Here is a 25,558-nt window from a genome sequence, read left to right on the forward strand (position 1 = left end):
GAACGCGTTCGATGCCTGCTATTCCTCTGGCTGCGGCGCGAATGCGGGAATTGCTGGGGCGCGGGATTGCCCGGGATAGCTGAGATCCACGACATTATCCGCAGCGCCAAGGACGGATCTTCGATGTGTGATGGCCAGCACCGTCACATCGCGAACCAGGGTACGAACGTGGTTCATGATGTCCCGCTCGGTCGCGTCATCGAGCGCAGAGCTCGCTTCGTCGAGGAAAAGAACGGTTGGATTGCCATACAAAGCACGGGCGATCGCGATGCGCTGGCGCTCTCCGCCCGACAGCTTCAGGCCACGTTCGCCGACCTTGGTCTCGAAGCCCTCCGGGAGCGCATCGATGAAAGACAGGATAGCCGCCTTTTCCGAGACGTCGCGAAGCCGGGCCTCATCGCGAGGGCGGCCCAGAATGATGTTGTCCGCAAGGCTTTCGTTCAGCAGCGCGACGTCCTGAGGCACGACCGCTATGGCGCGGTACCAGTCGGCGCGTGCGATGCGCAGGAGGTCGATGTCGTCGACCAGAATGCGACCTGAATGCGGCTCGATGGATTTCAGCGCGAGCTTGAAGATGGTGGACTTTCCAGAGCCGGTCTCGCCTACGATAAACGTGATGGAGCCGCGGCTTGCCGTGAAGCTGATGCCATCGACCCCACGACCATTGCCGTAATCGTACCTGATATCGTCGAAGGTGATGCGTCCCTCTCGGGGGACAAAGGTCTCTGCATGCGGCGATTCATTCTCTTCCGGAGCCCGCCACATGTCCGCGAGCGGAATGAGTTGCGCTCGGGAACGCGCGAAAACGTCCATCGTCTGGGCGATCATCTCGAACGGCAGGTTGAGCTGGAGCAACAGGGCGTTGAACAGCACGATATCGCCGACCGTCGTCGCTCCGGCCTGATGGCGGGGCAGCAACAGCAGGAAATTGACGGCGAATTGGATCGAGAGACCCAGGCCCAGCAGGGCCGACGAGCCGGCGCGACGGAATGTGTAAGCCCGCCAGCCATCCTTTACCGCGCGAGCCTTCTCGGTGAAGCGGCGGCTCATCCACGCATGACTGCCGAGATGACGCAACGTCTCCATCGCGTTCATCGCGTTGCCGACGAATCGGGCATTTTCCTGCGCAGCCGAGACGGCGGCGTCGAGAAGGGCCTGCGATCGACGCGTCGAGACGAATGTCACCGTGATCATGGCGGCGCCGTAAGCGGCGACGATCGCCACGACCTCGATGCTCAAGAGAGCGCCGAGGGTGACGAGCGTGAGCGCGATCTGCGTCGCGCCCGGGATGAACACGATCAGCGCGATGTGCATGATCGTCGTCAGCGCGCCGCGCCCCTGGGCGGCGGCAGTCTGGATCTCGGCCGGGTTATGCTCGACGAAGAAGTCGGATCTTTTTCTCAAGATGCGTTCGAAGAACCGCGTGCTCACGATGAAGCCAAGGTTTTCGGCCGTCAGCACCGATAGGTGTTGCACCGCGCGCTGCAGCGCCGAGGCAACGCCCACCAGCGCGGCGTAGAGCAGGAACGCCCATAGAAGGTCCGAGACAACAGTCTCTTTGGTCAGCCGGTCCACAAGGCGGGAGAACAGGTACGGCGCAGCGATGCCGCTGGCGCTCGACAGGAAGACGACCGCCGCCACCAGCGACAGCGCCCGCCAGTCGGATTTCCAGTAGGCATGGAAGATTTCGGCGATAGGGGCGTTGCTCGCGGGCTTGGTCATAAGTTTCTGATTTGCAGCGATTCACGCAAATTGCGGTTGGCCAATTCTGTCTCAGAGGCCATGACCGATCAACGACAGCGGCGACGGCTTTGGGAAAAAACGTAAACCTTCTACTCAATGGGAGCATGGTCGGGTACCCCAGTCCGCACTGAACACCCGCGAACGGTGTGAAGCTGCTCACATTGCTCGTGTGAGTTTCCTGCTAAATTGACGATGATCCATCCGATGCCGGAGGGCACGGCCATGCAAAGCACAGCTTGTTTGGAATGGATACAGCGTTGGCGTAAGCGGGGATCGCTTGTTGCTTTTGTCGCCTGCTGCAGCATCTGCCTGATCTCGGCCTCTGCCACCTGCGCTGCCCAGGCAACCTTCAAACCCGCCGATCAGCCTAACGGCACGCCATCGGAAGACCTGGCAGCAACCGCTGTCTTCATTGTCGACGCAAAAAAGTGCGAGAAGATGGCTTCCGACACCTGGTCGGAACCTGAGGTATGGGCATGGCAACAAATCTGCCGGCATCTCAACGTCGATTTCGACGAGAAGGAAGCGAACGACTACGCGGACAGACAGGAGAAGAATTCACCCAAGCGCGATGCGGTGTACCGGCAGAAGCTTGAAGCTCTTCGAACGGAGAACAATGAGAACCCCGAGAAGCTGGCCACCGACGAATCGCGAACGCTGAGCGGCAAATTTCTGGCAATGATTTTCGGCGACCCTGAATTGAGGCGTCACACCTGGAACGTACCGCTCAGGTTGTTTGGGTTCAGTACCGACCGACTTGTTATCGACACCGCGGCGCTGAAATCGCTGGACATACGAAACGCATATGTCGAGAGGCTCGCAATCCAGAATACGACCATTGATGGCGATCTCAGGTTGGAGAACTCCCACTTGGCAAGCATCAAGATGCAATTGGTGGCCGCCAAGCATTTCCTGCTGAACAAGGTATCGGTTACCGCGAAGAAGGTCGGACCGGGCCATGCGGGTCCCAATCCGCCGCCATTGGATGCAGAGAAGCCGGATGGAGCACTGACGATTCATACGGCCCGGATCGACGACCGGATATCGATCCTGGAAGGGTCCTACGACGCGATCGACTTGAAGCGCGTGAAAGTTGGCGACCTATTCATCGTTCAGCCTGACTGGAATCGCTCCAGGGACACCGATCGACCAGAGCTGAGCATCACCGAGTCCGTGGACCACGGGGTCTTCACCATTCAGACCAGCTCTACGGGGGCATCGCCACAGCAGATCAAGCTCGACCAGTTCATCTTCGCCAATGCCTATTTCGGTCCGGACCCGATGCCGGTCATCCGCGCCATGGATGCATACGCTGGAATCCGCACTCACGGTCGTCCCGACCTGGAGCCGTATACGCTGATCGCCAAGTCGTACGCACAACGCGGCGAAACCCATAACTCCGACAAGATCCTGATTGCCAAGAACAACCAAGACTGGCACTGGGCGGACTTGGTATCGCTGGATTTTGTTGGCCTCACTTTCACATGGCTTGTCGCCGATTACGGCTTCCATCCGGAAGTGGGTTTCTTGTGGATCGCCGGATTCGTGCTGCTTGGCTGGGGAATCTTCTGGCACGCCTCCACTCGTCTGGCAGCAGGCTCGTACCAACCGAAGAGTCCATTCCTGTTAGCTCTGGATTCAGTGATCCCGGGCATCCACTTGGACAAGAACCACCAAGATGTGCGCTATAATGGATGGCCTCAGGGCATGCTCTATCTGCTCCGGATCCTTGGCGCCGTGCTGGTCTTCGTTGCCTTCAGCTATCTGCAGAAGAAGGTGCTAGGCTGACCGCGGGAAGTCGCTTCTTCCGTTCAAATCCACGTCGTACATGCCTGCCTCGTTGGTGGCATGGAAGCACAGCCGTAGCCAAGCGAGACGCGCGCCTGCACGTATCGAAGCGCGATTGTTTAGTTGAATTCTCGTGGATGACGGCAGCTTCCAAAGAACGAACGAAAGTCGAAGGTCAGACGCAATCGCTGTTGTCATATCGCGCCGTGCGCGGAGTTGTGTGCAGCCTTTCGCTTCTCAATCTGCGTGAAAAGCTAGATGGAATCTAAGCCCGCCGCATTGTGACCGCACCACGACCTCCTGTAGGTCGCGATCCCGGTAGCCGACAGAAGTCGGCTGGGGATTTTGGGGCGACTGATCTGATGACGTGCGGGACTACACTTCACAAGAAAACCCTTCTGGCTGCAGCGAGCGGACTTGCGTTGCTGATTGATGGCGGAGACGCAGCCGTTGCGCAGACGTCGCACGAGCTGCCGGCCGTGCAGGTGCATGCGCCAACGCCGCGCGCGGCGCGTCGTGTCGCACCGCGCCAAAATGCCGCAACTGCGCCGCGTGCAGCCTCGCGCCCTGTCGAGCCTCGTGCGCGGACGATACCGCCGACCGGCATGATCGGCAGCCTGCCGCCGTCCTACGCGGGCGGGCAGGTGGCTTCGGGCAGCCAGGTCGGCATGCTCGGCAATCGCAACGTGATGGACACGCCGTTCAACCAGACCAGCTACACCGCGCAGACGATCCAGGATCAGCAGGCGCGAAAGCTCGATGACGTGCTCGCCAACGATCCGTCGGTCCGCTCCAACGCGCCGCGCGCCTACGGCTTCGATTTCGTGTCCATCCGCGGCTTCGACGTGCCGAGTTCGGCCTACGGCATCAATGGATTGTACGGCATCGCTTCGGCTTTCTCGTTCTCGTCGCTGGCCGCGATCGAACGCGTCGAGGTGCTGAAGGGGCCGGGCGCGCTGCTGAGCGGCATGCCGCCGGGCGGCGGCGTCGGCGGCAGCATCAATCTCGTCACCAAGCGCGCTGGCGATGATCCGATCGCGCAGCTCACCAACACCTATGCGTCGCGCTCGCAGTTCGGCACGCATTTCGACGTCGGCCGCCGGTTCGGCGAAGCGAGCGAATTCGGCGTTCGGTTCAACGGCAGCTATCGCAACGGCGATACCGAACTCGCCAACCAGAGCCAGGAGCTCGGGACGGCAGCGCTCGGCCTCGACTACCGCGGCGAGCGCGTCCGCCTGTCCGCGGATGTCGGTTACGAGAAGAACAACGTCGACGCCATGACGCGCTTCGTGGTGTTAGGTCCGACGCTGACCGGCGTGCCAGTGCCGCCGGATGCACGCGCGAGCTTCATGCCAAGCTGGGGCTATTGGAACGGCGAAGGCAATTTCGGCCTCGTGCAGGGTGAGGTCGACATCACCGAGAACCTGACGGCCTATGCCCAGGCCGGCGTGGTGAAGGGCGAGACCAAGTATCTTTATTCGGATATCAGGGTCACCAACCTCAACGGCAATTTCGACGGTTCGCCACGACTGAACAGCCAGACCCGCGACCAGGCGGCGGTGCAGGCGGGCTTCCGAGCCTCGGTCGATACCGGGCCAATCCATCACGCGATCAATTTCAACGCGACGGGATCCGAAGGTGACGTCGGCATCATCAACACGACGGGCACGGCCTTCACGTCCAATCTCTATAGCCCGCGTCCGAGCCCGACGCCGCTGATCTCGGTTGGAGCACCGCCGAAAATCTCGGATACGCATCTGTCGAGCTTCGGCATTGCCGACACCATGTCGGTGGCAAACGGTCGCGTCCAGTTCACCGCGGGCGTGCGCCAGCAATATGTCGAGAGCCGCTCGTTCAGTGCAACGACCGGGCTGCAGACGTCCAGCTATGACACTTCGGCGACGACGCCGGCCTATGCGGTGGTGATCAAGCCGCTGGAGAACGTCTCCATCTATGCCAACTACATCGAAGGGCTCGAGGCCGGCACCGTGGTCGGCGCTCAGTATGCCAATGCCGGCCAGGTGCTGCCACCCTACCGGACCCGGCAGTATGAAGTCGGCGCCAAGGTCGATTGGGGCCGGATAACGACGACCGTCAGCGCCTTCGACATCAACCGGCCGCTGCAGCTCGTCGATTTCGTCACCAACACGCTGACGCAATCCGGCGAGAGCCGCAACCGCGGCGTCGAGCTGAATGTCTTCGGTGAGGTCACGCCAGGCGCGCGGCTGCTGGGCGGCGTGATGTTCATCGATGCGCGTCAGGACAAGACCGAGCGCGGGCAGTTTGACGGCTACCGGACTTTCAGCGTGCCCGACACACAGCTCAATCTCGGCGGTGAGTGGGATGTGCCGTTCCTGCACGGCCTGACGCTGACGGGACGCGCGATCTATACCGGCAGCTTCTTCGCCGATCAGGCCAATACGCTGCTGGTCTCGGACTGGACACGCTACGACGCCGGTGCGCGCTACACCTTTACGGCACCGTGGAACAACAAGCCGGTGGTGGTGCGCTTCCAGGTCGAGAACCTGTTCGACAAGAACTACTGGCAGGGCGCGAACACCAACAGATACGTCTATCTCGGCGCGCCAAGAACCTATCTGGTCTCGACAACTTTCAACTTCTAGCGATGGCTGAACCAATCATGTCTAACCGACGAACCGGAAAGCAGCTTGCCGTTGGTGCTCTGCTGATCGTCTTGCCAATGCTGTCTCATTGGGGAGCCGCGAGCGCGCAGACCGTCAACTCGTTCGAGGGCGACCGCGGACCAGGTCAGGCGGTGTGCAAATCGAACGGGGGGCCGATCCATTGTGATCGGGCGGAGATGGACGTTGCCGCGAGCGGCAAGCAGATCGTGCAGGTCACCTGGCAGAACGTCAACGTGTATGACACTACGGGCAAGCTGTTGAAATCCACGCCGCTGGCCGCACTGATCCGCAGTGCCGGGCTCGACCCGAACCCGGCGAAAGGCGGCGGACCGTTCGAGCCGCATATCGTCTACAACGAGTTCATCGAGCGCTGGATCATCACCGTGACCTGCGCCAACGACTGCACGCTTGTGAGCGCCAGCGCCGACGCGACGGATTCGTGGGGCGGCACCTACCTGTCCTGCCTGCAGGGCGGCCCTTGCCTCGACCGCAATCCCGGCATCAAGCTGGGCTACGACAAGAACGGTGTGTACATCTGCGGAGGCCATGTCGGCGACGACAATCCGAGCACGGTGCCGGGCGTGTCCTACGACTGCTTTGCAGTGCCGCCGGATGAGATCAAGGCGATCGCGCAAGGCACAGCGCCAACCCATATCAACCGTGGCCACAACCTGCCGCTCGACATCGTCCCTGCGGTTGACCACGATCGATCGAAGGCACCATCGGCTCCGGCGTTCTTTGCCAACAAGAGCTGCGACCACGCGGCGCAATACTCCTGCCAGCGCTCGACCAATTTCTCGTTTCACTGGATCGTGAACACCTTCAGGTGGAATGGCGCCACCGGCACCTACAATGCCGGCGGCGCCCAGCAGGTGATCAAGACCGATATCGGCTCGAAGGAGAACAAGTGGCTCTACAACACGCCGTGCTGCGGCCAGACCATGTCGATCCCGCAGGCCGGCAGCGACGTCACCCTTCGCGCCGCAACCAGCCACCGCCTGATGAATGTCGTCCAGCACGGCTCGCACCTGTATGGCGTCCTCGGGTCCGGGCCATGCACTGACTCCTGCGGGGCGCAGGGCGCTGATGCCAACAATTTGCTGATCTGGGTGGACCTGGATTGCTCGCAGCCGGCCGCCTGCGTGGTCAGCCAGACGGCAAAGATTGCCAGCCCTGACAATCACCTGGAGTTTGGCACGATTGGCGTGGACGATGCGGGGAACCTGGGCATCGTCGGCACGTCCTCAAGCGCGCGCGCAAACCTGTCGGTCCTGCTCTGGACCCGCCGCCAGGACGATCCGGCCAACACGTTCACCGGCCCGACGACGATCGTCGCGGGCACGCATCCCTACACCTGCCCGAATGAGAGGAACGTGAGCCCGATGGGGAATTCGGTCGGCATCCTGACCGCGCTCGACCCGGTGGACCGCAGGACATTGTGGGCGACCCAGCAGTGGGCCAATGATGCCACTCCCTGCGTCTGGAACACACGCATCGTCGGCTACAAGGTCCCGCCGGAGAAGCGCTGACGACCGAGGCCCCCATCGGCTGTGTTGACCTTCCAGATGGCGTGGCGCACCCCGCCACCTGGCGCTGCGGCTCCCATTGGAACTTTCTCCCGCGCGGCCGTTTTTAGTGGTCCGGCGTGGTGGGTTAGTGCGCATGGCACTAAGTGCACCTCGCCTCCGTCTCTGGGAAGGAGCTTTCCCGCGATGGAGCATGAGACCAGGATTGAAAATCGACTGCTGGCCGCGCTGCCGCAAGCGGACCTAGATTTGCTTGCGCCCCATTTCCGGAACGTGTCGCTCAAACGCGACGCCGTCCTGGCGCGATCGGGCGATCTGATTGAACAGATCTATTTCCCTTCCAGCGGGCTGGTCGCGCACGTTATGGACATGCCGAACGGACAAACGGTCACCACCGCGATCGTCGGCAAAGAGGGCGCGGTAAACATCCTCACGGCGCTCGGGCCGGCCCGCTCGCCGATGACGATGGTGGTTCGCATCGCCGGAACTGCTTTGCAGCTCTCTCCGGCACGCTTCCATGCGGCGCTCGAGCACAGCCACGCGCTCAAGGCCGCCGTCAATAGGCTCAACAGGGCCCTGATAGTGCAGCTCCAGCATGTTGCGGCTTGCAATGCGCTGCACTCAGTCGAAGCCCGGTTGGCCCATTGGCTGCTGCACATCCACGACCGGACCGAAAGCGACATGCTGCCGCTTACGCAGGAGACACTTTCGGAGTTGCTGGGCGTGCGACGAACGACGGTGACCCATGTCGTATCCAAGCTCCGCGCGTCGGGAGCGATCAGGTCCAATCGGCGAAGCTCGATCGAAATCGACAGGCCGCGGCTCGAAGCAGCGGCATGCGACTGCTACCAGATCATGCGCAGCAGGATCGAGCGTATCGTTTCGACAAACGAGATGACGCCGCGCGGTCACTCCTGGCCAGTGCATGAAAGGCCGCGCGCGCACACCCCGCTACCGACCGCCGAGAACGGAGCGCAGCACCGCGCACACGCCCACGGAGCGGCTGCTCACCGTGCAAGGCACCGTTGAAGAACGGTTAGCTAGTGGCCAGCCTTAGCACACGCTCCTCACTCTTTCGTCCGTCTCGTAAACCCACGCTTCCTTGGCAAACCATTCATGGTTGGTCTGGCAGATCGAGCAATAGGTGCGCGCGAAGAACACCGTACTGCATCGAAACTTCTCGCGATCGGCTTTCATGCCCGTAGGGATCGCGCGTCCCGTCTGCGGGCATTTGATCATGACGATACCCATCTTGGTCCTCCCTCAATGTCCCGAGTTGCTGCATCAGCAGCATTCCGCGGGCCATCGGCTGGACTCCGCCTCTTCTCGCGGGAGGCGCTTTTCGTCCAGCCGATTCTCGGTGGTGCGTAAGAGAAGTTCGATCTAGGGACCTGTCCGCAGCACCCTGGCAAGACTCTTCCTGATAGGCTCGGCAGTCTCCTTCGCCACTTCCTGAGTGAGCTCCCACAGTTCCTTGTTCTGAGCGGAGGTGACCTCAAAATTCTTGCGGCCATGCGTGGCCGATAGCTGGATGATCTCTGGCAGCGACTTCGTCCCCATCAGATGCGTGAGAAATTCGAGAGCGGAGCTGGTGTTCGTGCCCGAGATCTCGATCAACTTGGCCGCGTAGTCGGCGGCGCCTTTCGCGTTGGTTGAGCAGGCTTCCTTGAGGATGTCGGCGATCTCGCCAGAAGCGGCCTTCATCTTTTCGCAATTTTCCTTCGCCCGCAGCATGCTTTGCTCGGCGATGTTTTGATACACCCCCGGTATCGCGAACAGCGGCAAGTCGAATCCGCGTTTCGCGTCAGCACCGGCAGTCGAATTGGCATTCATTTCATTCGAGTAAGCATCATTCACGGGTTGTAATCCTTTCAAGCGAGACTGGAACCAACGGCAGTTCGATACGCAATCCCGGCTCTCTCGAAGCGAACGAGCCGGGAAGGATTTCCCAGATGGTTGGATCGGACGGAGTTGTCGCGCCGTGCCGCCCATCTACCGGACTATGCTCGACCAGCGCCGAGACTTCGGTTCGCTTTCTGACTCTCGAAACGTTTTTCGTAGGTAGCGACCGCCTCGCTCCGTAGGTCCATACGGCGCAAGTCTCCGGCGTATGAAGCGCGCCGCCTGACGGGGATTGTGTTCACGGCAAAAGAGCGGCCGAGCAACCAGCCGCTCCCTCCTTTTTTGCGCCGGGTGACCCGGTGGTACGCAATCGCTGCTACCCGCCCCGAGCCCATCGCGCTTGTCCTCAGCGACTGACAGGTGCAGCCTAACCCACGGACCAATGTCCTTACTCGGGCATCCAATGATTGGATTCACACGGCCGCCGTGCGACGCCGGGGTCATCGAGGCGACACCGGCTTGTGACGCTGCCCTGTCACAGAGACGCAAGTGGCTGACGCTCGCGGCGGCCGTCATTGGGTCCAGCATGGCCCTCCTCGACGGCTCGGTCGTGAACATCGCGCTACCCGCGATCCAACACGCGCTGAATGCAGATGCGGCTGCGACACAGTGGATCGTCAACGGCTACCTGCTGCTGCTTGGTGCGCTCGTGCTGATCGGAGGCTCAGCGGCCGATCTCTACGGCCGACGCCGGATTTTTGTTATCGGCATCGCGGTCTTCACCGCCGCCTCCATCGTCTGCGGGCTCTCACCGAATATCATGGTGCTTATCGTCAGCCGTGCGGTTCAAGGTCTTGGCGCCGCGCTGTTAACGCCGGCCAGTCTGGCGATGTTAGGAGCGACCTTCGGCAAGGATGAACGGATCCGGGCAATCGGGATATGGGCGGGCGCAGGTGCACTGATGATGGCGGCCGGTCCGATGTTGGGCGGCTGGCTGGTCGACCAGGTATCGTGGCGGGCGATCTTTCTCCTCAATGTCCCGCTCGCCATTGCCGCGGCCGGACTTGCGCTTCGCTTCGGCTGCGAAAGCAGCGATCCCCGGGCGAAGCAACTCGACTGGAGCGGCGCCGCCTCAGTCGCGATTGGCCTTGCTGCGATGACATGGTCCCTCAGCGCCATTCCGGCGTCGGGATTTCGCGACAAGACAGTGCTGGTTGCCCTGGGAGTGGGAGCCGCTTTCCTGGCTTCGTTCGTCGTGATCGAAGCCCGTCTCCATGAGCGGGCGATGATGCCGTTGTCGCTCTATCGATCTCGCGATTTTTCCGCAACGAATGCGTTGACGCTGTTGCTCTACTTCGCGCTCGGAGGTGCGCTCTATTATCTGCCGTTCGGCCTGATCCGCGTCGGTGGCTACTCGGCGACCCAGGCCGGCGCGGCGTTGCTGCCTTTTGCCCTGATTATGGGATTCGGGGCGTCATTCGCCGGGACCATTGCTGACCGTTTGGGGCCGCGGCTGTTGCTCACTGTCGGGCCCATCGTCGCAGCCTGCGGATTTACGATACTTGCCTTTGTCGATCTCAGGCAGCCTTACTGGATCAGCGTATTTCCGTCGATGGTCCTGCTGGGCGTGGGGATGTCAATCACGGTTCCACCGCTAACGTCGACTGTGATGGCAGCCGCCGGCGAAGCCCATGCCGGGATTGCTTCGGGCATCAACAACGCGGTCGCTCGCGTTGGCGGCCTGCTCGCGGTTGCGGCACTCGGGGTGGTGTTCTTTGCAACCTTCTTGCATGATCTTGCCGGAGCAACGCCCGCGCAAGCCAACGAGGCCCTGAATGCCGTGATGTCCGGACAGGCGGACGCTCACGCAGGGGCGATAGCCGCATTCGAGCGGGCGCTGAGGACGATCATGCTGGTGCCCGCAAGCTGCGCCGCACTTGCCGGCCTCGCCGGTTGGGTGTGGATCGAGCCGCGGCCCGTGCGTGCAGGCACCTAAGACGATCTCCGCAACCAGCGGGCGCTGGTCCACGCCCTAATCGGCCGTGTTGACTTCCCAGGTGGCGTGGCGGACGCCGGCTTGGCGTTGCAGTTCCACCGCGACGGCATTGAGTTCGTTGGGATTGACTGACGTGCTCACCAGCGTCGCCACGATCTCCAGCAGATCGTCACCGATCTCCTGGAGCTCGACATCGGCAACCGGGTAGCTGGCTGCCTCGAGCTTCTCGACCAACTGGTCGCGCATGGCGGGCAAGGCGTCGCTGGAGACCGCGAGCTTGAAATAGTAGGTCGCCTCCGACGCCTGCTCGTCGAGCGGGATGCGGTTGATGGCATTCACCAGCGGCCGCAGCAGCGTGTTGCCGGCGAGGATGAAGAAGGTGAGCGCCGCGGCCTGCGCCTCCATATCAGCCCCGGCGCAGGAGCCGACCGCGGCTGATGTCCACAAGGTGGCTGCGGTGTTGAGCCCGCGTACGTCCATCCCCTGCTTCATGATGACCCCGGCGCCGAGAAAGCCAATGCCCGACACGACATAGGCGATCACCCGCACGGCGCCGTCCGCGCCCGACAGTCGCATCGCAAGATCGACGAACGCAGCCGCTCCGACCGCGACCAGCACATTGGTGCGCAGGCCCGCGGTGCGCTGGCGATATTGCCGCTCGGCGCCGATCAGCGTGCCCAGCACAAAAGCTGTGGTCAGGCTTATCAGCGTGTCGAAGAAATCAGCGAGTTGGAAGGTCGTCAGAAACCGCATAGCCCCTCAATACGGCTTGGACACGACAAGACGATGAGATCATGATCCGATTAGACGGAATCGGATCATGATCTCATCTCTTTCTTGTTTGAGCATGATCTCCGCGCAAACGCTTCGCGTTTGTCGCGAGGAAAACCGGTTTCCACTTTTCCGGATCATGCTCTAAAACGCCAGCAGCCCCCCGTCGCCGTCTTCGTCCGCGAATGCCAATAGCGTACCTTTGGCGTTCCAGGCCAGTGCGGAGACTGGCACGCCCTTGTTGCGACGGAGCAGTATCTCGGCCCCGTCCTCCATACGCACCATCAGCACGGTGCCGTCGCTATAGCCGGCCGCCAGGATGTCGTCCTTCGGATGGCAGGCGACGACCGCGACGCGCGCCTGCAACGGCGCCAGCATCGCCGGCTGCTTGCCCATCGGGCCATCCTTGCTGTTGAAGGGCCAGATGATGACGGTGTCGGCCCCTGAGGTAGCAAGCCCCTTGCCGCCGGCGCTCCACGACATCGACCGCACCCGGCCGGGATAGCCGCTCATCCGCATGTGCCTGTTGTCGGCGAGCCGCCAGCCATGCAGCGCCGGCTCATGCATCGCGGTGACCAGGAATTTGTTGTCAGGGCTGAAGGTGACGGCGTGATGCGAGCCCGCCCATTCCAGGAATTCCGGCTTGGCCGCCATGTTGGGAAACCACAGCGTCGCGCCGCCATAATGGGCGATTGCGAGCCGGAGGCCCTTTGGCGCAAAGGCAAGACCGCCGACGGTGGACGGCGCATCGAAGGATTTTTCCTCGCCCTTGGCCGGACGCACGAACGCGGTCTTGCCCACCGACCATGCCACCGCGCCATCGGAATGCAGCGCCACGGCATCGATCCAGCGCCGCTTCGGATCGGTCGCCAAGGTCGAGACCTCGCCTTTGGCATTGAGCGCGACCAGCTTGCCATCGTCACCGCCCATGACGATCCGCTCGCCGTCCGAGACGGAGCAGAGGATCGCGCCGCCATGCACCGGCGTCTGCGAGACTTCGCCCTCCCCGCCGACGACGGCGACATTCTCCTCGGCGCCGATGAAGTGGGCGGTGTCGCCAAGGAAATGCACTGATGTGACGGCCATGCCGAGCGGCACTGGCCGTACCTGATCGGTCATCGAAGCGATGGAGGGCACTTCGCCCGGGTCGAACTCGCTCATCACGAGACGATGCAGCGCTCAAAGCCGTCGCGGATCGCCTGCTCCGGCAATTCGCGGCCGATGAAGACCAGCCGGCTCTCGCGCGGCTCGTCCTCCTTCCACTTCCGCTGATGGTCGCCTTCCAGCATCATGTGGACGCCCTGGAACACGTAACGGTCGTCGTCGCCGGCGAAGGCGAGGATGCCCTTGGAGCGCAGGATCTTCTGGCCCTCGGTCGCCACCAGGTTCTGCAGCCACGGCATGAATTTCGTGGGGTCGAGCGCCTTGTCGGTGCGCAGCGACAGCGATTGCATCTCCTCGTCGTGGTAGTGCTTCATGCCATGGCCGTGATCATGGTGGTGATGATGGTCGTGGCCATGGTGATGATGATCATGGTCATGATCGTCGGCTTCCAGGAAATCCGGTTCGATGTCGAGGATGCGGTCGAGATCGAAGGCGCCCCGCTCCAGCACGTCGGCCAGTTCCACCTTGCAGCGCTCGGTCCGATGCAGCTTGGCGTAAGGGTTGATACCGCGGATACGGGCCTCGACCTCGGCGAGCTCGGGCTTTGAGACGAGGTCGGTCTTGTTCAGCACGATGACGTCGGCGAACGCGATCTGGTTCTTGGCCTCGGGCGCATCCTTCAGCCGGTCGCTGAGCCATTTGGCATCGGCCACGGTGACGACGGCATCGAGCCGGGCGTTCTTCTGCACGTCCTCGTCGACAAAAAAGGTCTGCGCCACCGGCGCCGGGTCGGCGAGGCCCGTGGTCTCGACGATGATGGCGTCGAACTTGCCTTTGCGCTTCATCAGGCCGTCCATGATGCGGACGAGGTCGCCGCGAACGGTGCAGCAGATGCAACCGTTGTTCATCTCGAACACTTCCTCGTCGGCCCCGATGATCAGGTCGTTGTCGATGCCGATCTCGCCGAATTCGTTGACGATGACGGCGTATTTCTTGCCGTGGTTCTCGGACAGGATGCGGTTGAGCAGCGTGGTCTTGCCGGCGCCGAGATAGCCCGTCAGCACGGTCACAGGGATCTTTTGCGAAGAAGGTTCTGGCATGGCGACTCCGGGGGCGGAACTAAAGATCGCGCTGCCCGGGCCGGCAGGGAGGGCCCCTGCCCTAGTGGCCAAGCGCGCTGGTCAAGGCCTTTATATTGTGCCTTACCATGGCAATGTAAGTGGGGGCCTCGCCCTTTTCGGCAGTGAGACTGTCCGAATAGAGGGTCCCGCCGATCCTGGCCCCGGTCTCCTCAGCGATCCGCTGGATCAGGCGGGGATCGCTGACATTTTCGAGAAAAATCGCCGGAATTTTCGCCTTTTTGATCTGGATGATGATCCCTGCGATATCGCGGGCGCTGGGCTCGGATTCGGTCGAGACCCCTACGGGGGCAATGAACTCGATACCGTAGGCGGCCGCAAAATAGCCGAAGGCGCGGTGGGTCGAGATCACCTTGCGGCGCGCCTCCGGGATGGTGGCGACCGCCTGCCGCGCATCTCTGTCCAGCGCGTCGAGCTCTGCCAGATAGCTTTCCGCATTGGTGCGGAAGGCGGCGGCGTTCGCAGGCGCAGCGGCCACAAGCGCGTCGCGGATATTGGCGACATAGATCTTTGCATTGGCAACGGACTGCCAGGCATGAGGATCGAACGCCGAGCCGAGCTTGAGCGGCGCAATGCCGTCCGTCACGGTGATGATGGTCGCTTTGCCGCCGGCGGATTGCACCAGCCGCGGCAGCCAGCCCTCCATCCCGAGCCCGTTGATGAAGAGCAGCTTCGCTTCCGCGACCTTTCTGGCGTCCGCCGGCGTCGGCCGGTACACATGGGCATCGCCCTCTGGGCCAACCAGCGCCGCGACATTGACCTTGTCGCCTCCAACGTTGCGGACCAAGTCGGCGAGGATCGAGAAGCTCGCGACCACGTTGAGGCGCTCTTGCGCGCGCGCCGGACCTACAAGCGTGACGAGCGCGAGCAGCGCAAGCCAGAACCACCGTCGCATCGCCGCTAGGCCTCCAGATGCCGGCCGGGGAACATCTGGCGGACCAGTCCGCCGACATTGCCGAACAGGAGCGAGACCAGATAGACCCCGGCCGCGACCAGAATGATCGCGGGGCCCGAGGGAATCCGCGTCTGGAACGACAACACCAGCCCGGCATAGCCCGAAAGGATCGCGCTTGCGACCGCGATGCAGATCATGCCGGTGATGTCGCGCGACCAGAACCGGGCGATGCCTGCGGGGAGGATCATCAATCCGACGCCGAGCAACGTGCCGAGCGCATGAAAGCCGTTGACGAGGTTGACCACGACCAGCGCCAGGAACGCCAGATGCGCCGGCGCGCCGGCGCGGCTGACCGTGCGCAGGAACACCGGATCGACGCATTCGATCACCAGCGGCCGGTAGATCACCGCGAGCACGAGCAGCGTGATGGTGGCGTTGAAGGTGATGACCAGCAGCGTCTGGTTGTCCATCGCGAGAATGTCGCCGAACAGCACATGCAGGAGGTCGATATTGGTGCCCTTGATCGAAACAATGGTGACGCCGAGCGCCAGCGAGACCAGGTAGAAGGTGGCGAGCGAGGCGTCCTCCTTCAGCTCCGTGTTGCGGGCGACGAGGCCGGCCAGCAGCGCCACCGTAAATCCCGCGGCCAGGCCGCCAACCGTCATCGCAAACAGATTGAGCCCGGAAAGCAGGAAGCCGATCGCCGCCCCCGGCAGGATCGCATGTGCCATGGCATCGCCGACCAGGCTCATCCGCCGCAGCATCAGGAACACGCCGATCGGCGCCGCGCCGAGCGACAGCGCGACCACGGCGGCAAGCGCGCGGCGCATGAACTCGAACTCGGTGAAGGGCGCGATCAGCGCGTCAGTGAGCATGGCTTCAGGCGGCGCGCGAGGTGTCCACGGCACAGGCGGCGGCGCGGTCGTCGAAGGCTTCGCACATCCGCATCGCCACCGTGAGATTATCAGGCGTCAGCACTTCGGCGGTCGGCCCCCAGGCCACCGGCCCGCGCGCGAGCAGCAGCGTTTCCGGGAAATTGGCGCGCACCATGTCGAGGTCGTGCAGCGCCGCCAGCACCGTGCGTCCCTCGCCGTGCCAGCGCTTGACCAATGCCAGCAGGTCGGCGGTGGTCTTGGCGTCGATGGCGTTGAAGGGCTCGTCCAGCACGATCAATCGCGCATTCTGTAGCAGCACCCGTGCGAACAGCATGCGCTGCATCTGGCCGCCGGAGAGCGTGCCGATCGGACGGTTCTCGAACCCGTTGAGCCCGACCGCGGCGATTGCGGCGAGGATCTTCTCGCGCGCGTCCTTGCCGATGCCGCCGAACAGGCCGATGCCGCGCCACAGGCCGGTGCCGACAAAATCAAACACCGAGATCGGGAAACTGCGGTCGATCTCGGCCGACTGCGGCAGATAGGCGATATCCCTGTGGTCGAGGCCGCCGAGGTCGATCGCACCGGAGAGCGGCTTCAGGATGCCGGTGATGCCTCGCAAGAGCGTCGACTTGCCGGCGCCGTTCGGGCCGATCATTGCGAGCAGCGCGCCGGAGGCGACGTCGCCGTTCAGATGATGCACCGCCGGGTGGCGGTCATAGCCGAGCGTGACGTTGCGGAATTGCAGTTGCGCCGGCATCGCTCACCTCATCGCCAGCAGCACGAAGGCCCACAGGCCGGCACAGACCGCGAGCGCCGCGGCAAGGCGCGCGGCGACCGTCATGCGCAGGATCGACCAGGTCGCCGCCTGCGCCGGATGCGGCGTTGCCGGACCATGGCTGTGGACGACATGGTCGTGGCCGTGTCCATGGACGTGGTCGTGGGTATGGGGATGCGCGTGAGCCATTTCGCGGGAACGTTACATTATAACATTACGCGAGTCCACCTGATCGATGGTTCACGGTTTGCCGATCGCCATCGCGATGGCGGCGGCCAGGAAGGGAAACGGCACCGAGACCGCGGCGCGGAACCAGACGAAGCGGGCCGGCATGAACGGTATCTCCCACAGGATCACCCTTTGGAAGGCGAACAGCGCCCAGGCGACGACATAGGCGATCACCTGGGGTGGCCCGCCGCCGGCCTTCAGCGCCACCGCGCCGATGGAAAAACCGACCACCGGGCCGCCCGGCGTCGCTGCGCCCGCGATCACGGCAGTCGCGACGCCGAGCCAGCCGCTGTCGGGCCCGAGCCAGCCGGTGATGACCTCCTGCGGGATCACGGCGGCGATATAGCCGGACCCGACCACGCCGATCGCGATCCGCGGCATGATATTGGCGAATTCGAGCGAGCCTTCGCGCAAGGAAGACACCAGCACCGTGCGTCCGCGACGCCAGGCGATGAAGCCGACGCCGGCGACCGAGCCCCACAGCAGGATGTCGATCAGGAGCGCGGCGCTCATTCCGGTGCGCCGTTCGGATAGACGCGGGCATAGACGAAGCGGCCGAGCGCGCCGGCGAGCACCGGCAGCGGCAGCGAGATCACGATCCGCCACAGCGTGAACTCGGTGCCCATGATCGGCAGTTCCCAGGCCACCGCGCGGCCGTAACCGATCAGGGTCCAGCTCACCACCATCGCGATCGTCGCGCCGAAATCGGCGCCGACGGTGAGCAGCGCGGCCGCCACCGGATAGGCGGTGAAGGGACCGCCCGGCAGGATCGCGCCGAAGGCGGTGCCGATCAGAAGGCCCTTCAGTCCGGACTTTGGTCCGACCGAGCGCGAGACCTTTTCGTGCGGCAGAATTTCCGCGATGAACGCGCCGAGCAGGCAGCCCGCGAGCGCGCGCGGCAGGATCCCGCCGAACAGCGAGAGGTCGTGGGTGAGGATCTCGATCACGCCGTCAGCGCCGTCGCGCCGATAGACCAGGCCGGCGCAGATGAGGACCAGCACAAGGATTGAGATCATCGACCAGCCGATCGGCTTGCGCACACGGCCGGGAGGCGACTCGGCCTCCGCGGCGTCATCGGCCGGCGGCGGATCCTTTAGCTGTGCATCTGACAAGGCAATGGGGCCAGGGCGGGGTGAGAATGTCCATCCTGCTTAATCCCGTCACAAAGGCGACGCAAACGGAAGCTGGCCACGTATCCATGCGCGCGCAGGCTATGGCCATGCGCGGTTGCGGCGCCCTCTCCATTTGTCATTCCGGGGCGATGCCAACGGGTCCGCGCAAAGCGCGGCCCGATGACAGGCTCCGCATCGAGCCCGGAATCCATTTCACAGCCTGTGCATGTGGCCCGTGGATTCCGGGTTCGCGCTTCGCGCGCCCCGGAATGACGGAGAGATCATGTGAGGTGGCGGACGATGGCGAGGCCGGCGAACAGGCCGGCGATCGAGAGCACGACCGAGCCGAGCACGTAGAATGCCGCGAGCCCGAGTTCGCCGCGTTCGTAGAGCAGCGCGGCGTCGAGCGAGAAGGCGGAGAAGGTGGTGTAGCCGCCGAGGATGCCGGTCATCAGGAACAGCCGCCAGGCCTGCGATGCCTCGCCCTTGAAGGCGAGATAACCCGCGATCAGACCCATCACGGTCGAACCGGTGATGTTGATGATGAAGGTGCCGTAGGGAAAATCGGTGCCGAGGCTGCGCGCGCAGGCGAGATTGATGAAATGGCGCAGCATTGCGCCGAGGCCGCCGCCGAAGAAGACCAGAAAATAGCTTGCTGCCGTTCCCACCACTGCCCCCGCTGGTGTGCCGTCGAGAGGGACGATCACCTCTCCTTGAACGATGTGCGCATTCACAGCCTCTCCCTTGAGACGGTGCCCGCGTGGAGAGATGACCTCTCCCCGGTTCGCATTGCGCTTCGCTACATGCGAACCGACCCTCCCCTTTCGGGGGAGGGTCGGGAAAGTCGCATCCGGAACGACGGCCTAAACCGTCACGCCTTGCCGAACAGCTCGTCGACGTAGTCCCAGTTGACGAGGTTGTCGACGAACGCCTTCAGATAGTCCGGACGGCGGTTGCGGTAGTCGATGTAGTAGGAGTGCTCCCAGACGTCGACGCCCAGGATCGGCACCGCGCCATGGACCAGCGGGTTCTCGCCGTTCGGCGTCTTGGAGATTTCGAGCTTGCCGCCCTTGACCTGCAGCCAGGCCCAGCCGGAGCCGAACTGGCCGACGCCGGCGGCGGCGAAATCGGCCTTGAACTTCTCGAAGCCGCCGAGGTCCTCGTTGATCTTCTTCTCGAGACGGCCCGGCAGCTTGCTGCCGCCGCCATTCGGCTTCATCCACTTCCAGAAGTGAATGTGGTTATAGTGCTGGCCGGCATTGTTGAAGACGGCCGCGTTCTTGTTGTACGAGCCCTTCACGATCTCCTCGAGGGACTTGCCCTCGAATTCGGTGCCTTTGATCGCGTTGTTGCCGTTGGTCACGTAAGCCTGATGATGCTTGTCGTGATGGTACTCCAGCGTTTCCTTCGACATGTAGGGCGCGAGGGCATCGTGGGCGTAGGGGAGGTCGGGTAGCGTGAAAGTCATGGTGTGATGTCCAACATGAGGGGAGACGACACTAACGGAAACCTCTTATAGAAGGTTCCATCACACTTAAACACCGCATTTTCGGCGCAGGCATGCAGGCCGTGCAGGCGATTCGCAGAACGTCAGCGCAACGAACCAACTGCAAAATAGTGTTGGGAATGAAACGCTTAAGATCAACTCCGAGCGGCAGGGCGCGGACGGAGGTGCGTTTTCCCGTTTGTGCGAGTAAGATCGCGCCAATGGAATGCGAGGACCCACTCAAGTGAGCATCGAGATCGAAGTCCTCAACGGCGATGCTTCCTGGAAGACGGTCGAGCCGCTGTTTCGGGCGGTCTGGCCGCGCGAGGTGGTCGCGAAATTGCCTTGGGGCCATATCAAGTGGGCCGGTGCCGACCTGCGCGTCTTGCTCGAAGTGCCCGAGGGCGGCGTCGGCTGCCACGTCGGCATCCATTTCCGCACCATCGCCTGGAACGGACACCGGATCCATATTGGCGGCATCGGCGGGGTTGCGACCCGCGAGGACTGCCGGCGCCGCGGCTATGCCTCGATCGCGCTCAATGCCGCGGTCGAGACCGTGCGTGCCAATGAAGCGGCGCGCTTCATGCTGCTGTTCTGTGAGCCGCACAATTTCGCGTTCTACCAGGCGCGCGGCTGGCGGCCCTTCACCGGCGAGGTCTATTGCGAGCAGCCGGGCGGACGCGTCCGCTTCGAGGCGATGACACCGTTCGTGTTCGACATCAAGCGCGCGCCTGATACGGGGACCATCGACCTGTGCGGCCTGCCGTGGTGATCTCTGCATAGGTTAGCCTGGCCTGCGCCGTCCGTAAGATGCGGGGCATCATCTTCACACAATCTTCAGGGCGAGACGCAGTGACAGATGCGCATCACTGGGGCAAATGATCGCGCGCCGACGCGCGGAAGTGAGATTGCACAAAGCCGATTTGTTGCTATGCAGGCGTGCCTTTTTGGGGAACGAATCATGGCTTGCAGATCAGCTCTCATCGCAGCGGTGCTGGCGGTATTACTGGCCGCACCGACGGCGCGCGCGCAAAACGCGGCCGATCCATCCGGCGTCTGGCAGACGCAGGCGGGCGACGCCCGCGTCAAGGTCAGCAAATGCGGCGGCGGGATTTGCGGCGTGATCGTCTCCCTGCGCGAGCCGATCGATCCCGCAACCGGCAAGCCGCAGGTCGACAACAAGAATCCGAATCCGTCGCTCACCACCCGTCCGATCATCGGGCTGCCGCTGTTTTCGGGCATGCGGCCGGCCGGCGGCAAGTGGACCGGTCAGATCTACAACGCCGACGACGGCGGCACCTATGCGAGCAGCATTTCGCTCGCCGGCCCCGATACGCTACGGGTCGAAGGCTGCGTCGGCGCGCTCTGCGGCGGCGAAAGCTGGACGCGGGTGGGACGCTAACTGGAGAGTGCATCGGATTCACTTCCTCCTTCCCCCTGAAAGGGGGAAGGTCGGGATGGGGGTCAAGCCAAAAGCACAGTTGCTCGTGGAGAGAAATCCCCACCCGGTTTGCGCTAGCGCGCAAGCCGACCTCCCCTTTTCAAGGGGAGGTGGAGAGCGAGCCAGCCATCGCCTTCATGGCTGATGCGGCGGAGGCGTAGCCGCCGCGGGCGCCGTCGATGAAGTGCACGTGGTCGCTGCGCACCGCCGACGGCGTGAAGCAGGTCATCATCGCGGCATCCTGCCGGTGCAGGCCGTAACGCACGACGCCGTTGGCCGAGGCCTGCGCGAGACGTTCGGCGAGCGCCTGCGCCAACTCCTCGCTGCAGTCGAGGATCATCCGCAATCCATCGTCATATTTGCGGAAGTCGGAATTGTCGACCACCTGCTGCATGTAGTCCTTCGCCGCGAACTTGCCGATTTTGAGCCCGAAGCGGATGACCGTGTAGACCCACAACGTGCTGACGAACACCAGCACGCGCCGCGCGAACAGCGGACCGCGGCGCTTGGTGCGTGCCTCGAAGTCGAGGCCCTGCGGCGGCCAGCGCAGCGCCGGCCCGCCCGACGGCACCGGACGGCCAGCATCCGGGCTCTGCTCGGCGAGAGCGATGACGTCCTCGATCACCTTGCGGAACGCGTGGGGATCGCCGCCCTTCGCCGGCACCACCAGCACGGACAGGATGACGCCGCGGGCGGAAGGGATCTCCTCGAAGCGGCAGGAGAGCCCGCTGAGATCGGGCTGAGTGCCCGACGGCGCCGGCGCGGCAGCAAATTCACCCCGCTTCATCGCGGCTTCCGCGAAGCCAAGCCCGCCACCGGAGAACATCGCGTAGGAAAGATTGGTCGACGGTCCGAAGCGCGCGATGCGCACATCAAGTCCTTGCGCACGGATTGCTTCGATCGGCACCAGCGCCACGCGCATGATGAGGTCGAGATCGTCCCTCACCCAGGTCGCGGTCGCCGCCAGCGCCTCGCGCGCGGCGTCGACATCGGCGGGCGCGACCGCAAAGCTCGCGCCATCGCCGCCGAACACGAAGGGGAATTCGCGGCCACCGAGTGCATTGGTGACGGCGGCGATGACGGCCGCGCCCGCCATGTTGACGGCCTTGTAGCGCTTTGCGGCAATCGCCTTGGTCGATTCCACGATGTCGGCGACGCCGATGGTCCAATCATCAGGCAAAGGCGAATACAGCGACGGCTCCATCAGGCGGCCAAAGCCGCGGAACACCGGAATGCCGCCGTAGAAGATCTCGCTGCCGCCTGCCGCCGCCATGGACCGCTCCGCTTTCGGCGCCTGTCTAGCAGATACGGCCGGTCTTGGGATCGGTTGCGTAGAACCGGACGCCGTCATGGCCGGGCTTGTCCCGGCCATCCACGCAAGAGCCACCTCCCGGAAGGGAAGACGTGGATGCCCGGGACGAGCCCGGGCATGATGGAGCAACAGTGCGCGTTACGCTTTCGCCAATCCGCGCAGCACGAGCTGGTTGAGACGGCCGGCAAAGGCGGCCGGGTCTTCCGGCAGTTCGCCTTCGAGAATCTGCGCCTGCTCGAGCAGAAGCAGCGACAAATCCCTCGCCGCGTCCTTTTCGCGCGTGATCGCGGCGACCAACGGATGGCGCAGATTGACCTCGAGGATCGGCTTGGTCACCGCACCGCGGTTCTGCTGCGCGAGGAGGCGCTCCAGCATGCGGTCGCGGCCGCCGCCGACCAGGCACGAAGCGCTCGAGGTGAGCCGCTGCGATGCGCGGACCTCGGCAACGCGCTCGCCGAGCGCTTCCTTGATCGCGGCGATCGTCGTCGCCTCATCCGCCGCCGGCTCGTCCTTCTTCTCGTCCGCCTTGTCGTCGACGAACGGGATCAGGCTGAAATCGACGTCGCCCTGGCTCAGCGACTTCAGCGGCTTGCCGCCGAAATCGATCGGCGCCGAGGTCCAGAACGCATCCACGGGATCGGTGAGCAGGAGCACCTCGACGCCGCGCGCCTGCGCGGCCTCCAGCTTCGGGTTCGACTTCAACCGCTCGATGCTTTCGCCGATGAGATAGTAGATGTCGGTCTGGTTCGGCCTGATGGCCTCGACATATTGCTTGAGCGAACGGCTCTCGCCCGCGGTCGTCGTGAAGCGCGCCAGGCCGAGCAGCTTCTCGCGCCGCTCGTAATCCTCCCACAGGCCCTCCTTGAGGACCGGGCCGAACGCGTCCCAGATCTTGGCGAACGCGTCCTGCTCCTTATCCGCCAATCGCTCGAGTTCGCCGATGACGCGGCCGGTCACGGCATTGCGGATTTGCCCGAGTTGCGGGTTGTTCTGCAGCATCTCGCGGGAAATGTTGAGCGGCAGATCCTCGCTGTCGATCACGCCGCGAATGAAGCGCAGATACGCGGGCAGAAGATCGGCATCGTCGGCGATGAAGACGCGGCGGACATAGAGCTTCACCCTGCCCTTGCGCGCCGGCTCGAACAGGTCGAACGGCTTTGTCGACGGCGCAAACAGCAGCACGGCATAGGACTGCCGGCCCTCGGCGCGATAATGCAGCGTCATCGCCGGCTCGTCGAATGCGCCGGCGATCGATTTGTAGGCTTCCTTGTAATCCTCCGCCGACAGCTCCGATTTCGACCGCTGCCACAGCGCGCTCGCGGAATTGATCTGGCTTGGCTCGCCCTCCTCCGGCACCAGTTCGATCGGGAACTGGATGTTGTCAGAATAGGCGCGGACGATGCGCTCGATCTCATAGGTCTCGAGATATTTCGCGGCGTCCTTCTTCAAATGCAGCACGATCTCGGTGCCGCGGGTGACGCGCTTGGCATCCTCCTCGCTGGCGGGCGCGATCTCGAACCCGCTGCCGCCCGACGAGGTCCAGGTCCAGACCTCATCGCTCCCGGCGCGGCGGCTGATCACGACGATCCTGTCGGCGACCATGAAGGCGGCATAGAAGCCGACGCCGAACTGGCCGATCAAATTGCCGCCGTCCTTGGCCTCGGTGAGCCGCGCCAGGAACGACTTGGTGCCGGAGCGCGCGATGGTGCCGAGATTGTCGATCAGCTCCTGCCGGTCCATGCCGATGCCGCTGTCGATCACGGACAACGTATCGGCCTTCTTGTCCGGCCTGATCCAGATTTTCGGCGGCGCACCATCGGCGATCAGGTCTGGCGCGGCAATCGCCTCATAACGCAGCTTGTCGCAGGCATCGGAGGCGTTGGAGATCAATTCGCGCAGGAAGATATCGGTTTCCGAATAGACCGAGTGCACCATCAGGTGCAGGAGCTCGGCTACCTCGGCCTGGAACGGCTGGGATTCGGGGGAGGTCGTGGTGGCAGTCATTGCTGGGCTCAGGTGAAACCAATAGGGGGTAGGAAACTCCAGATATAGCGCAGCCATCTCCGCCCGCAAGATTTGCCGCGACGGCAGCGGGATGATCCGACCGCGGCATTGCGCTATGTCGTTGAACCTACTATAAATATGACCACTGTAGTCACACGAGGCAACATGCGCAAGATTCAGCTGAAAGACGCAAAGGCGAAATTGTCCGCCGTCGTCGATCAGGCCACGCGGGGCAAGCCGTCCGTCATTACCCGCCACGGGCGACCGGAGGCGGTCATCCTCGGCTTTGAGGATTGGGAACGGCTGTCGCGCGTACCCTCCTTCGGCCGTCTCTTGATGTCCGCGCCGATCGAAGCCGGTGACTTGCCCGAGCGTAACCAGGCGCCCTCCCGCGACGCCGGCCTGTGACGCGCTATCTGGTCGATACCAATATCATTTCGGCTGTGGCACCCACGTCGGCGGTGACGCCGCAGCAGCTTGTTGCCTGGATGGATTCTCATTCGCTTGCTTTGTTTCTGTCGGCCGTCACTGTGGCCGAGATCGCCGATGGCATCGCCAAGGCCAAGCGCGAGGGTGCCAAGCGGAAGGCCTCCAGGCTCTCGGATTGGTTGCGAACCGTGCTGCATCTCTATGGTGATCGGGTGCTCCCGTTTGATACGCCGACGGCAGAGATCGCTGGCCAACTGACTGATCTTGCACGCAGCCGTGGGCATGCTCCAGGCTTTGCAGATGTCGCGATTGCCGCAACAGCTCATTGGCACAAACTGACGCTCCTAACCCGGAATGTTCGCCATTTTGTGCCTATGGACGTCACCGTCATCGATCCATTCCAGGAGCTGCCTCCAGCCAAATAGATCGCTATCAATTTCCCAGGCG

Annotated in this window: 25 protein-coding genes; 9 read left to right on the forward strand and 16 right to left on the reverse strand. The window is 63.3% G+C overall.

Annotation, left to right across the window (positions count from 1 at the left end; translation table 11 throughout):
* Nucleotides 1–18: 18 nt before the first annotated feature.
* Complete coding sequence (locus tag YY7_RS0109315) at nt 19–1,722, reverse strand: ABC transporter ATP-binding protein (RefSeq protein WP_028163001.1); 1,704 nt, start codon at nt 1,720–1,722, stop codon at nt 19–21.
* A gap of 207 nt (nt 1,723–1,929) precedes the next feature.
* Here YY7_RS0109315 and YY7_RS0109320 point away from each other — a divergent pair, with 207 nt between their 5' ends.
* The 4 genes from YY7_RS0109320 (at nt 1,930) to YY7_RS51155 (ending at nt 8,731) form a co-directional block, all read left to right on the forward strand.
* On the forward strand, nt 1,930–3,531 hold the full coding sequence (locus YY7_RS0109320; protein ID WP_155255103.1) for a hypothetical protein: 1,602 nt from the start codon (nt 1,930–1,932) through the stop codon (nt 3,529–3,531).
* A 362-nt stretch (nt 3,532–3,893) separates the two neighbouring features.
* Nucleotides 3,894–6,155, forward strand: coding sequence for a TonB-dependent receptor (locus YY7_RS0109325; protein WP_028163003.1), 2,262 nt, complete (start codon nt 3,894–3,896; stop codon nt 6,153–6,155).
* A 17-nt stretch (nt 6,156–6,172) separates the two neighbouring features.
* On the forward strand, nt 6,173–7,705 hold the full coding sequence (locus tag YY7_RS0109330; protein ID WP_028163004.1) for a hypothetical protein: 1,533 nt from the start codon (nt 6,173–6,175) through the stop codon (nt 7,703–7,705).
* Nucleotides 7,706–7,888: 183 nt separating this feature from the next.
* Nucleotides 7,889–8,731 (forward strand): Crp/Fnr family transcriptional regulator, encoded by an 843-nt coding sequence (locus YY7_RS51155; protein ID WP_063623366.1) that lies wholly within the window; start codon nt 7,889–7,891, stop codon nt 8,729–8,731.
* Nucleotides 8,732–8,755: 24 nt separating this feature from the next.
* On the opposite strand, the gene YY7_RS0109340 is transcribed toward YY7_RS51155, so the two are convergent.
* Both YY7_RS0109340 and YY7_RS0109345 read right to left on the reverse strand, forming a co-directional pair.
* Nucleotides 8,756–8,953: a hypothetical protein gene (locus YY7_RS0109340; protein WP_028163005.1), complete on the reverse strand. Its 198-nt coding sequence runs from the start codon at nt 8,951–8,953 to the stop codon at nt 8,756–8,758.
* A gap of 132 nt (nt 8,954–9,085) precedes the next feature.
* Entirely contained in the window at nt 9,086–9,694 is a 609-nt protein-coding gene (locus YY7_RS0109345; RefSeq protein ID WP_245287230.1) for a phasin, read from the reverse strand.
* Nucleotides 9,695–10,007: 313 nt separating this feature from the next.
* Here YY7_RS0109345 and YY7_RS0109350 point away from each other — a divergent pair, with 313 nt between their 5' ends.
* A complete protein-coding gene (locus tag YY7_RS0109350) occupies nt 10,008–11,540 on the forward strand; it encodes an MFS transporter (RefSeq protein ID WP_028163007.1) in 1,533 nt (510 codons plus the stop codon).
* Between the two features lie 36 nt (nt 11,541–11,576).
* Here YY7_RS0109350 and YY7_RS0109355 read toward each other — a convergent pair whose 3' ends face one another.
* From YY7_RS0109355 to YY7_RS0109405, 11 genes are all read right to left on the reverse strand, one after another.
* The gene (locus tag YY7_RS0109355; protein WP_028163008.1) at nt 11,577–12,293 is read right to left on the reverse strand and encodes an MgtC/SapB family protein; all 717 of its coding nucleotides are present in this window, start codon (nt 12,291–12,293) and stop codon (nt 11,577–11,579) included.
* A 162-nt stretch (nt 12,294–12,455) separates the two neighbouring features.
* The gene (locus YY7_RS0109360) at nt 12,456–13,472 is read right to left on the reverse strand and encodes a WD40 repeat domain-containing protein (protein WP_028163009.1); all 1,017 of its coding nucleotides are present in this window, start codon (nt 13,470–13,472) and stop codon (nt 12,456–12,458) included.
* Entirely contained in the window at nt 13,472–14,515 is a 1,044-nt protein-coding gene (locus YY7_RS0109365; RefSeq protein ID WP_028163010.1) for a CobW family GTP-binding protein, read from the reverse strand. Before YY7_RS0109365 ends, YY7_RS0109360 begins: the two co-directional genes overlap by 1 nt.
* Before the next feature lie 61 nt (nt 14,516–14,576).
* A complete protein-coding gene (locus tag YY7_RS0109370) occupies nt 14,577–15,449 on the reverse strand; it encodes a metal ABC transporter solute-binding protein, Zn/Mn family (protein ID WP_028163011.1) in 873 nt (290 codons plus the stop codon).
* 5 nt (nt 15,450–15,454) lie between these two features.
* Nucleotides 15,455–16,324: a metal ABC transporter permease gene (locus tag YY7_RS0109375; RefSeq protein WP_028163012.1), complete on the reverse strand. Its 870-nt coding sequence runs from the start codon at nt 16,322–16,324 to the stop codon at nt 15,455–15,457.
* Nucleotides 16,325–16,328: 4 nt separating this feature from the next.
* Nucleotides 16,329–17,081: a metal ABC transporter ATP-binding protein gene (locus YY7_RS0109380; protein ID WP_028163013.1), complete on the reverse strand. Its 753-nt coding sequence runs from the start codon at nt 17,079–17,081 to the stop codon at nt 16,329–16,331.
* A gap of 3 nt (nt 17,082–17,084) precedes the next feature.
* Nucleotides 17,085–17,288, reverse strand: coding sequence for a hypothetical protein (locus tag YY7_RS0109385; RefSeq protein WP_028163014.1), 204 nt, complete (start codon nt 17,286–17,288; stop codon nt 17,085–17,087).
* Between the two features lie 51 nt (nt 17,289–17,339).
* Nucleotides 17,340–17,840 (reverse strand): hypothetical protein, encoded by a 501-nt coding sequence (locus YY7_RS0109390; RefSeq protein ID WP_028163015.1) that lies wholly within the window; start codon nt 17,838–17,840, stop codon nt 17,340–17,342.
* Nucleotides 17,837–18,439 (reverse strand): permease, encoded by a 603-nt coding sequence (locus YY7_RS0109395; RefSeq protein ID WP_028163016.1) that lies wholly within the window; start codon nt 18,437–18,439, stop codon nt 17,837–17,839. The genes YY7_RS0109390 and YY7_RS0109395 overlap by 4 nt, the downstream gene beginning before the upstream one ends.
* Nucleotides 18,440–18,720: 281 nt before the next feature.
* Nucleotides 18,721–19,107 carry a fluoride efflux transporter CrcB gene (gene crcB, locus YY7_RS0109400; RefSeq protein WP_028163017.1) on the reverse strand — a complete coding sequence of 129 codons (387 nt, stop codon included), beginning with the start codon at nt 19,105–19,107 and terminating at the stop codon, nt 18,721–18,723.
* A gap of 203 nt (nt 19,108–19,310) precedes the next feature.
* A complete protein-coding gene (locus YY7_RS0109405; RefSeq protein ID WP_028163018.1) occupies nt 19,311–19,907 on the reverse strand; it encodes a superoxide dismutase in 597 nt (198 codons plus the stop codon).
* A 262-nt stretch (nt 19,908–20,169) separates the two neighbouring features.
* Between YY7_RS0109405 and YY7_RS0109410 the strand changes: the two genes are divergently transcribed.
* Nucleotides 20,170–20,697 (forward strand): GNAT family N-acetyltransferase, encoded by a 528-nt coding sequence (locus YY7_RS0109410; protein ID WP_028163019.1) that lies wholly within the window; start codon nt 20,170–20,172, stop codon nt 20,695–20,697.
* A gap of 189 nt (nt 20,698–20,886) precedes the next feature.
* Complete coding sequence (locus YY7_RS0109415) at nt 20,887–21,327, forward strand: DUF2147 domain-containing protein (RefSeq protein ID WP_028163020.1); 441 nt, start codon at nt 20,887–20,889, stop codon at nt 21,325–21,327.
* A 139-nt stretch (nt 21,328–21,466) separates the two neighbouring features.
* On the opposite strand, the gene YY7_RS0109420 is transcribed toward YY7_RS0109415, so the two are convergent.
* The gene (locus YY7_RS0109420) at nt 21,467–22,639 is read right to left on the reverse strand and encodes a DUF3095 domain-containing protein (RefSeq protein ID WP_028163021.1); all 1,173 of its coding nucleotides are present in this window, start codon (nt 22,637–22,639) and stop codon (nt 21,467–21,469) included.
* Between the two features lie 177 nt (nt 22,640–22,816).
* Complete coding sequence (gene htpG / locus YY7_RS0109425) at nt 22,817–24,682, reverse strand: molecular chaperone HtpG (RefSeq protein ID WP_028163022.1); 1,866 nt, start codon at nt 24,680–24,682, stop codon at nt 22,817–22,819.
* A gap of 165 nt (nt 24,683–24,847) precedes the next feature.
* Between htpG and YY7_RS0109430 the strand changes: the two genes are divergently transcribed.
* Together YY7_RS0109430 and YY7_RS0109435 are read left to right on the forward strand one after the other, a co-directional pair.
* Nucleotides 24,848–25,090 carry a type II toxin-antitoxin system Phd/YefM family antitoxin gene (locus tag YY7_RS0109430; protein ID WP_028163023.1) on the forward strand — a complete coding sequence of 81 codons (243 nt, stop codon included), beginning with the start codon at nt 24,848–24,850 and terminating at the stop codon, nt 25,088–25,090.
* On the forward strand, nt 25,087–25,536 hold the full coding sequence (locus tag YY7_RS0109435; RefSeq protein WP_028163024.1) for a type II toxin-antitoxin system VapC family toxin: 450 nt from the start codon (nt 25,087–25,089) through the stop codon (nt 25,534–25,536). The genes YY7_RS0109430 and YY7_RS0109435 overlap by 4 nt, the downstream gene beginning before the upstream one ends.
* Nucleotides 25,537–25,558 lie beyond the last annotated feature (22 nt).

Origin of the sequence: Bradyrhizobium elkanii WSM2783 (genome assembly GCF_000472865.1) — a bacterium.
Lineage (GTDB): Bacteria > Pseudomonadota > Alphaproteobacteria > Rhizobiales > Xanthobacteraceae > Bradyrhizobium > Bradyrhizobium elkanii_A.

Coding starts and splice junctions, on each gene's coding strand:
- YY7_RS0109315 (WP_028163001.1), bottom strand. CDS start 1,722: ATGACCAAGCCCGCGAGCAACGCCCCTATCGCCGAAATCTTCCATGCC.
- YY7_RS0109325 (WP_028163003.1), top strand. CDS start 3,894: ATGACGTGCGGGACTACACTTCACAAGAAAACCCTTCTGGCTGCAGCG.
- YY7_RS0109330 (WP_028163004.1), top strand. CDS start 6,173: ATGTCTAACCGACGAACCGGAAAGCAGCTTGCCGTTGGTGCTCTGCTG.
- YY7_RS51155 (WP_063623366.1), top strand. CDS start 7,889: ATGGAGCATGAGACCAGGATTGAAAATCGACTGCTGGCCGCGCTGCCG.
- YY7_RS0109340 (WP_028163005.1), bottom strand. CDS start 8,953: ATGGGTATCGTCATGATCAAATGCCCGCAGACGGGACGCGCGATCCCT.
- YY7_RS0109345 (WP_245287230.1), bottom strand. CDS start 9,694: ATGGGCGGCACGGCGCGACAACTCCGTCCGATCCAACCATCTGGGAAA.
- YY7_RS0109350 (WP_028163007.1), top strand. CDS start 10,008: ATGATTGGATTCACACGGCCGCCGTGCGACGCCGGGGTCATCGAGGCG.
- YY7_RS0109355 (WP_028163008.1), bottom strand. CDS start 12,293: ATGCGGTTTCTGACGACCTTCCAACTCGCTGATTTCTTCGACACGCTG.
- YY7_RS0109360 (WP_028163009.1), bottom strand. CDS start 13,472: ATGAGCGAGTTCGACCCGGGCGAAGTGCCCTCCATCGCTTCGATGACC.
- YY7_RS0109365 (WP_028163010.1), bottom strand. CDS start 14,515: ATGCCAGAACCTTCTTCGCAAAAGATCCCTGTGACCGTGCTGACGGGC.
- YY7_RS0109370 (WP_028163011.1), bottom strand. CDS start 15,449: ATGCGACGGTGGTTCTGGCTTGCGCTGCTCGCGCTCGTCACGCTTGTA.
- YY7_RS0109375 (WP_028163012.1), bottom strand. CDS start 16,324: ATGCTCACTGACGCGCTGATCGCGCCCTTCACCGAGTTCGAGTTCATG.
- YY7_RS0109380 (WP_028163013.1), bottom strand. CDS start 17,081: ATGCCGGCGCAACTGCAATTCCGCAACGTCACGCTCGGCTATGACCGC.
- YY7_RS0109385 (WP_028163014.1), bottom strand. CDS start 17,288: ATGGCTCACGCGCATCCCCATACCCACGACCACGTCCATGGACACGGC.
- YY7_RS0109390 (WP_028163015.1), bottom strand. CDS start 17,840: ATGAGCGCCGCGCTCCTGATCGACATCCTGCTGTGGGGCTCGGTCGCC.
- YY7_RS0109405 (WP_028163018.1), bottom strand. CDS start 19,907: ATGACTTTCACGCTACCCGACCTCCCCTACGCCCACGATGCCCTCGCG.
- YY7_RS0109415 (WP_028163020.1), top strand. CDS start 20,887: ATGGCTTGCAGATCAGCTCTCATCGCAGCGGTGCTGGCGGTATTACTG.
- YY7_RS0109420 (WP_028163021.1), bottom strand. CDS start 22,639: ATGGCGGCGGCAGGCGGCAGCGAGATCTTCTACGGCGGCATTCCGGTG.
- htpG (WP_028163022.1), bottom strand. CDS start 24,682: ATGACTGCCACCACGACCTCCCCCGAATCCCAGCCGTTCCAGGCCGAG.
- YY7_RS0109430 (WP_028163023.1), top strand. CDS start 24,848: ATGCGCAAGATTCAGCTGAAAGACGCAAAGGCGAAATTGTCCGCCGTC.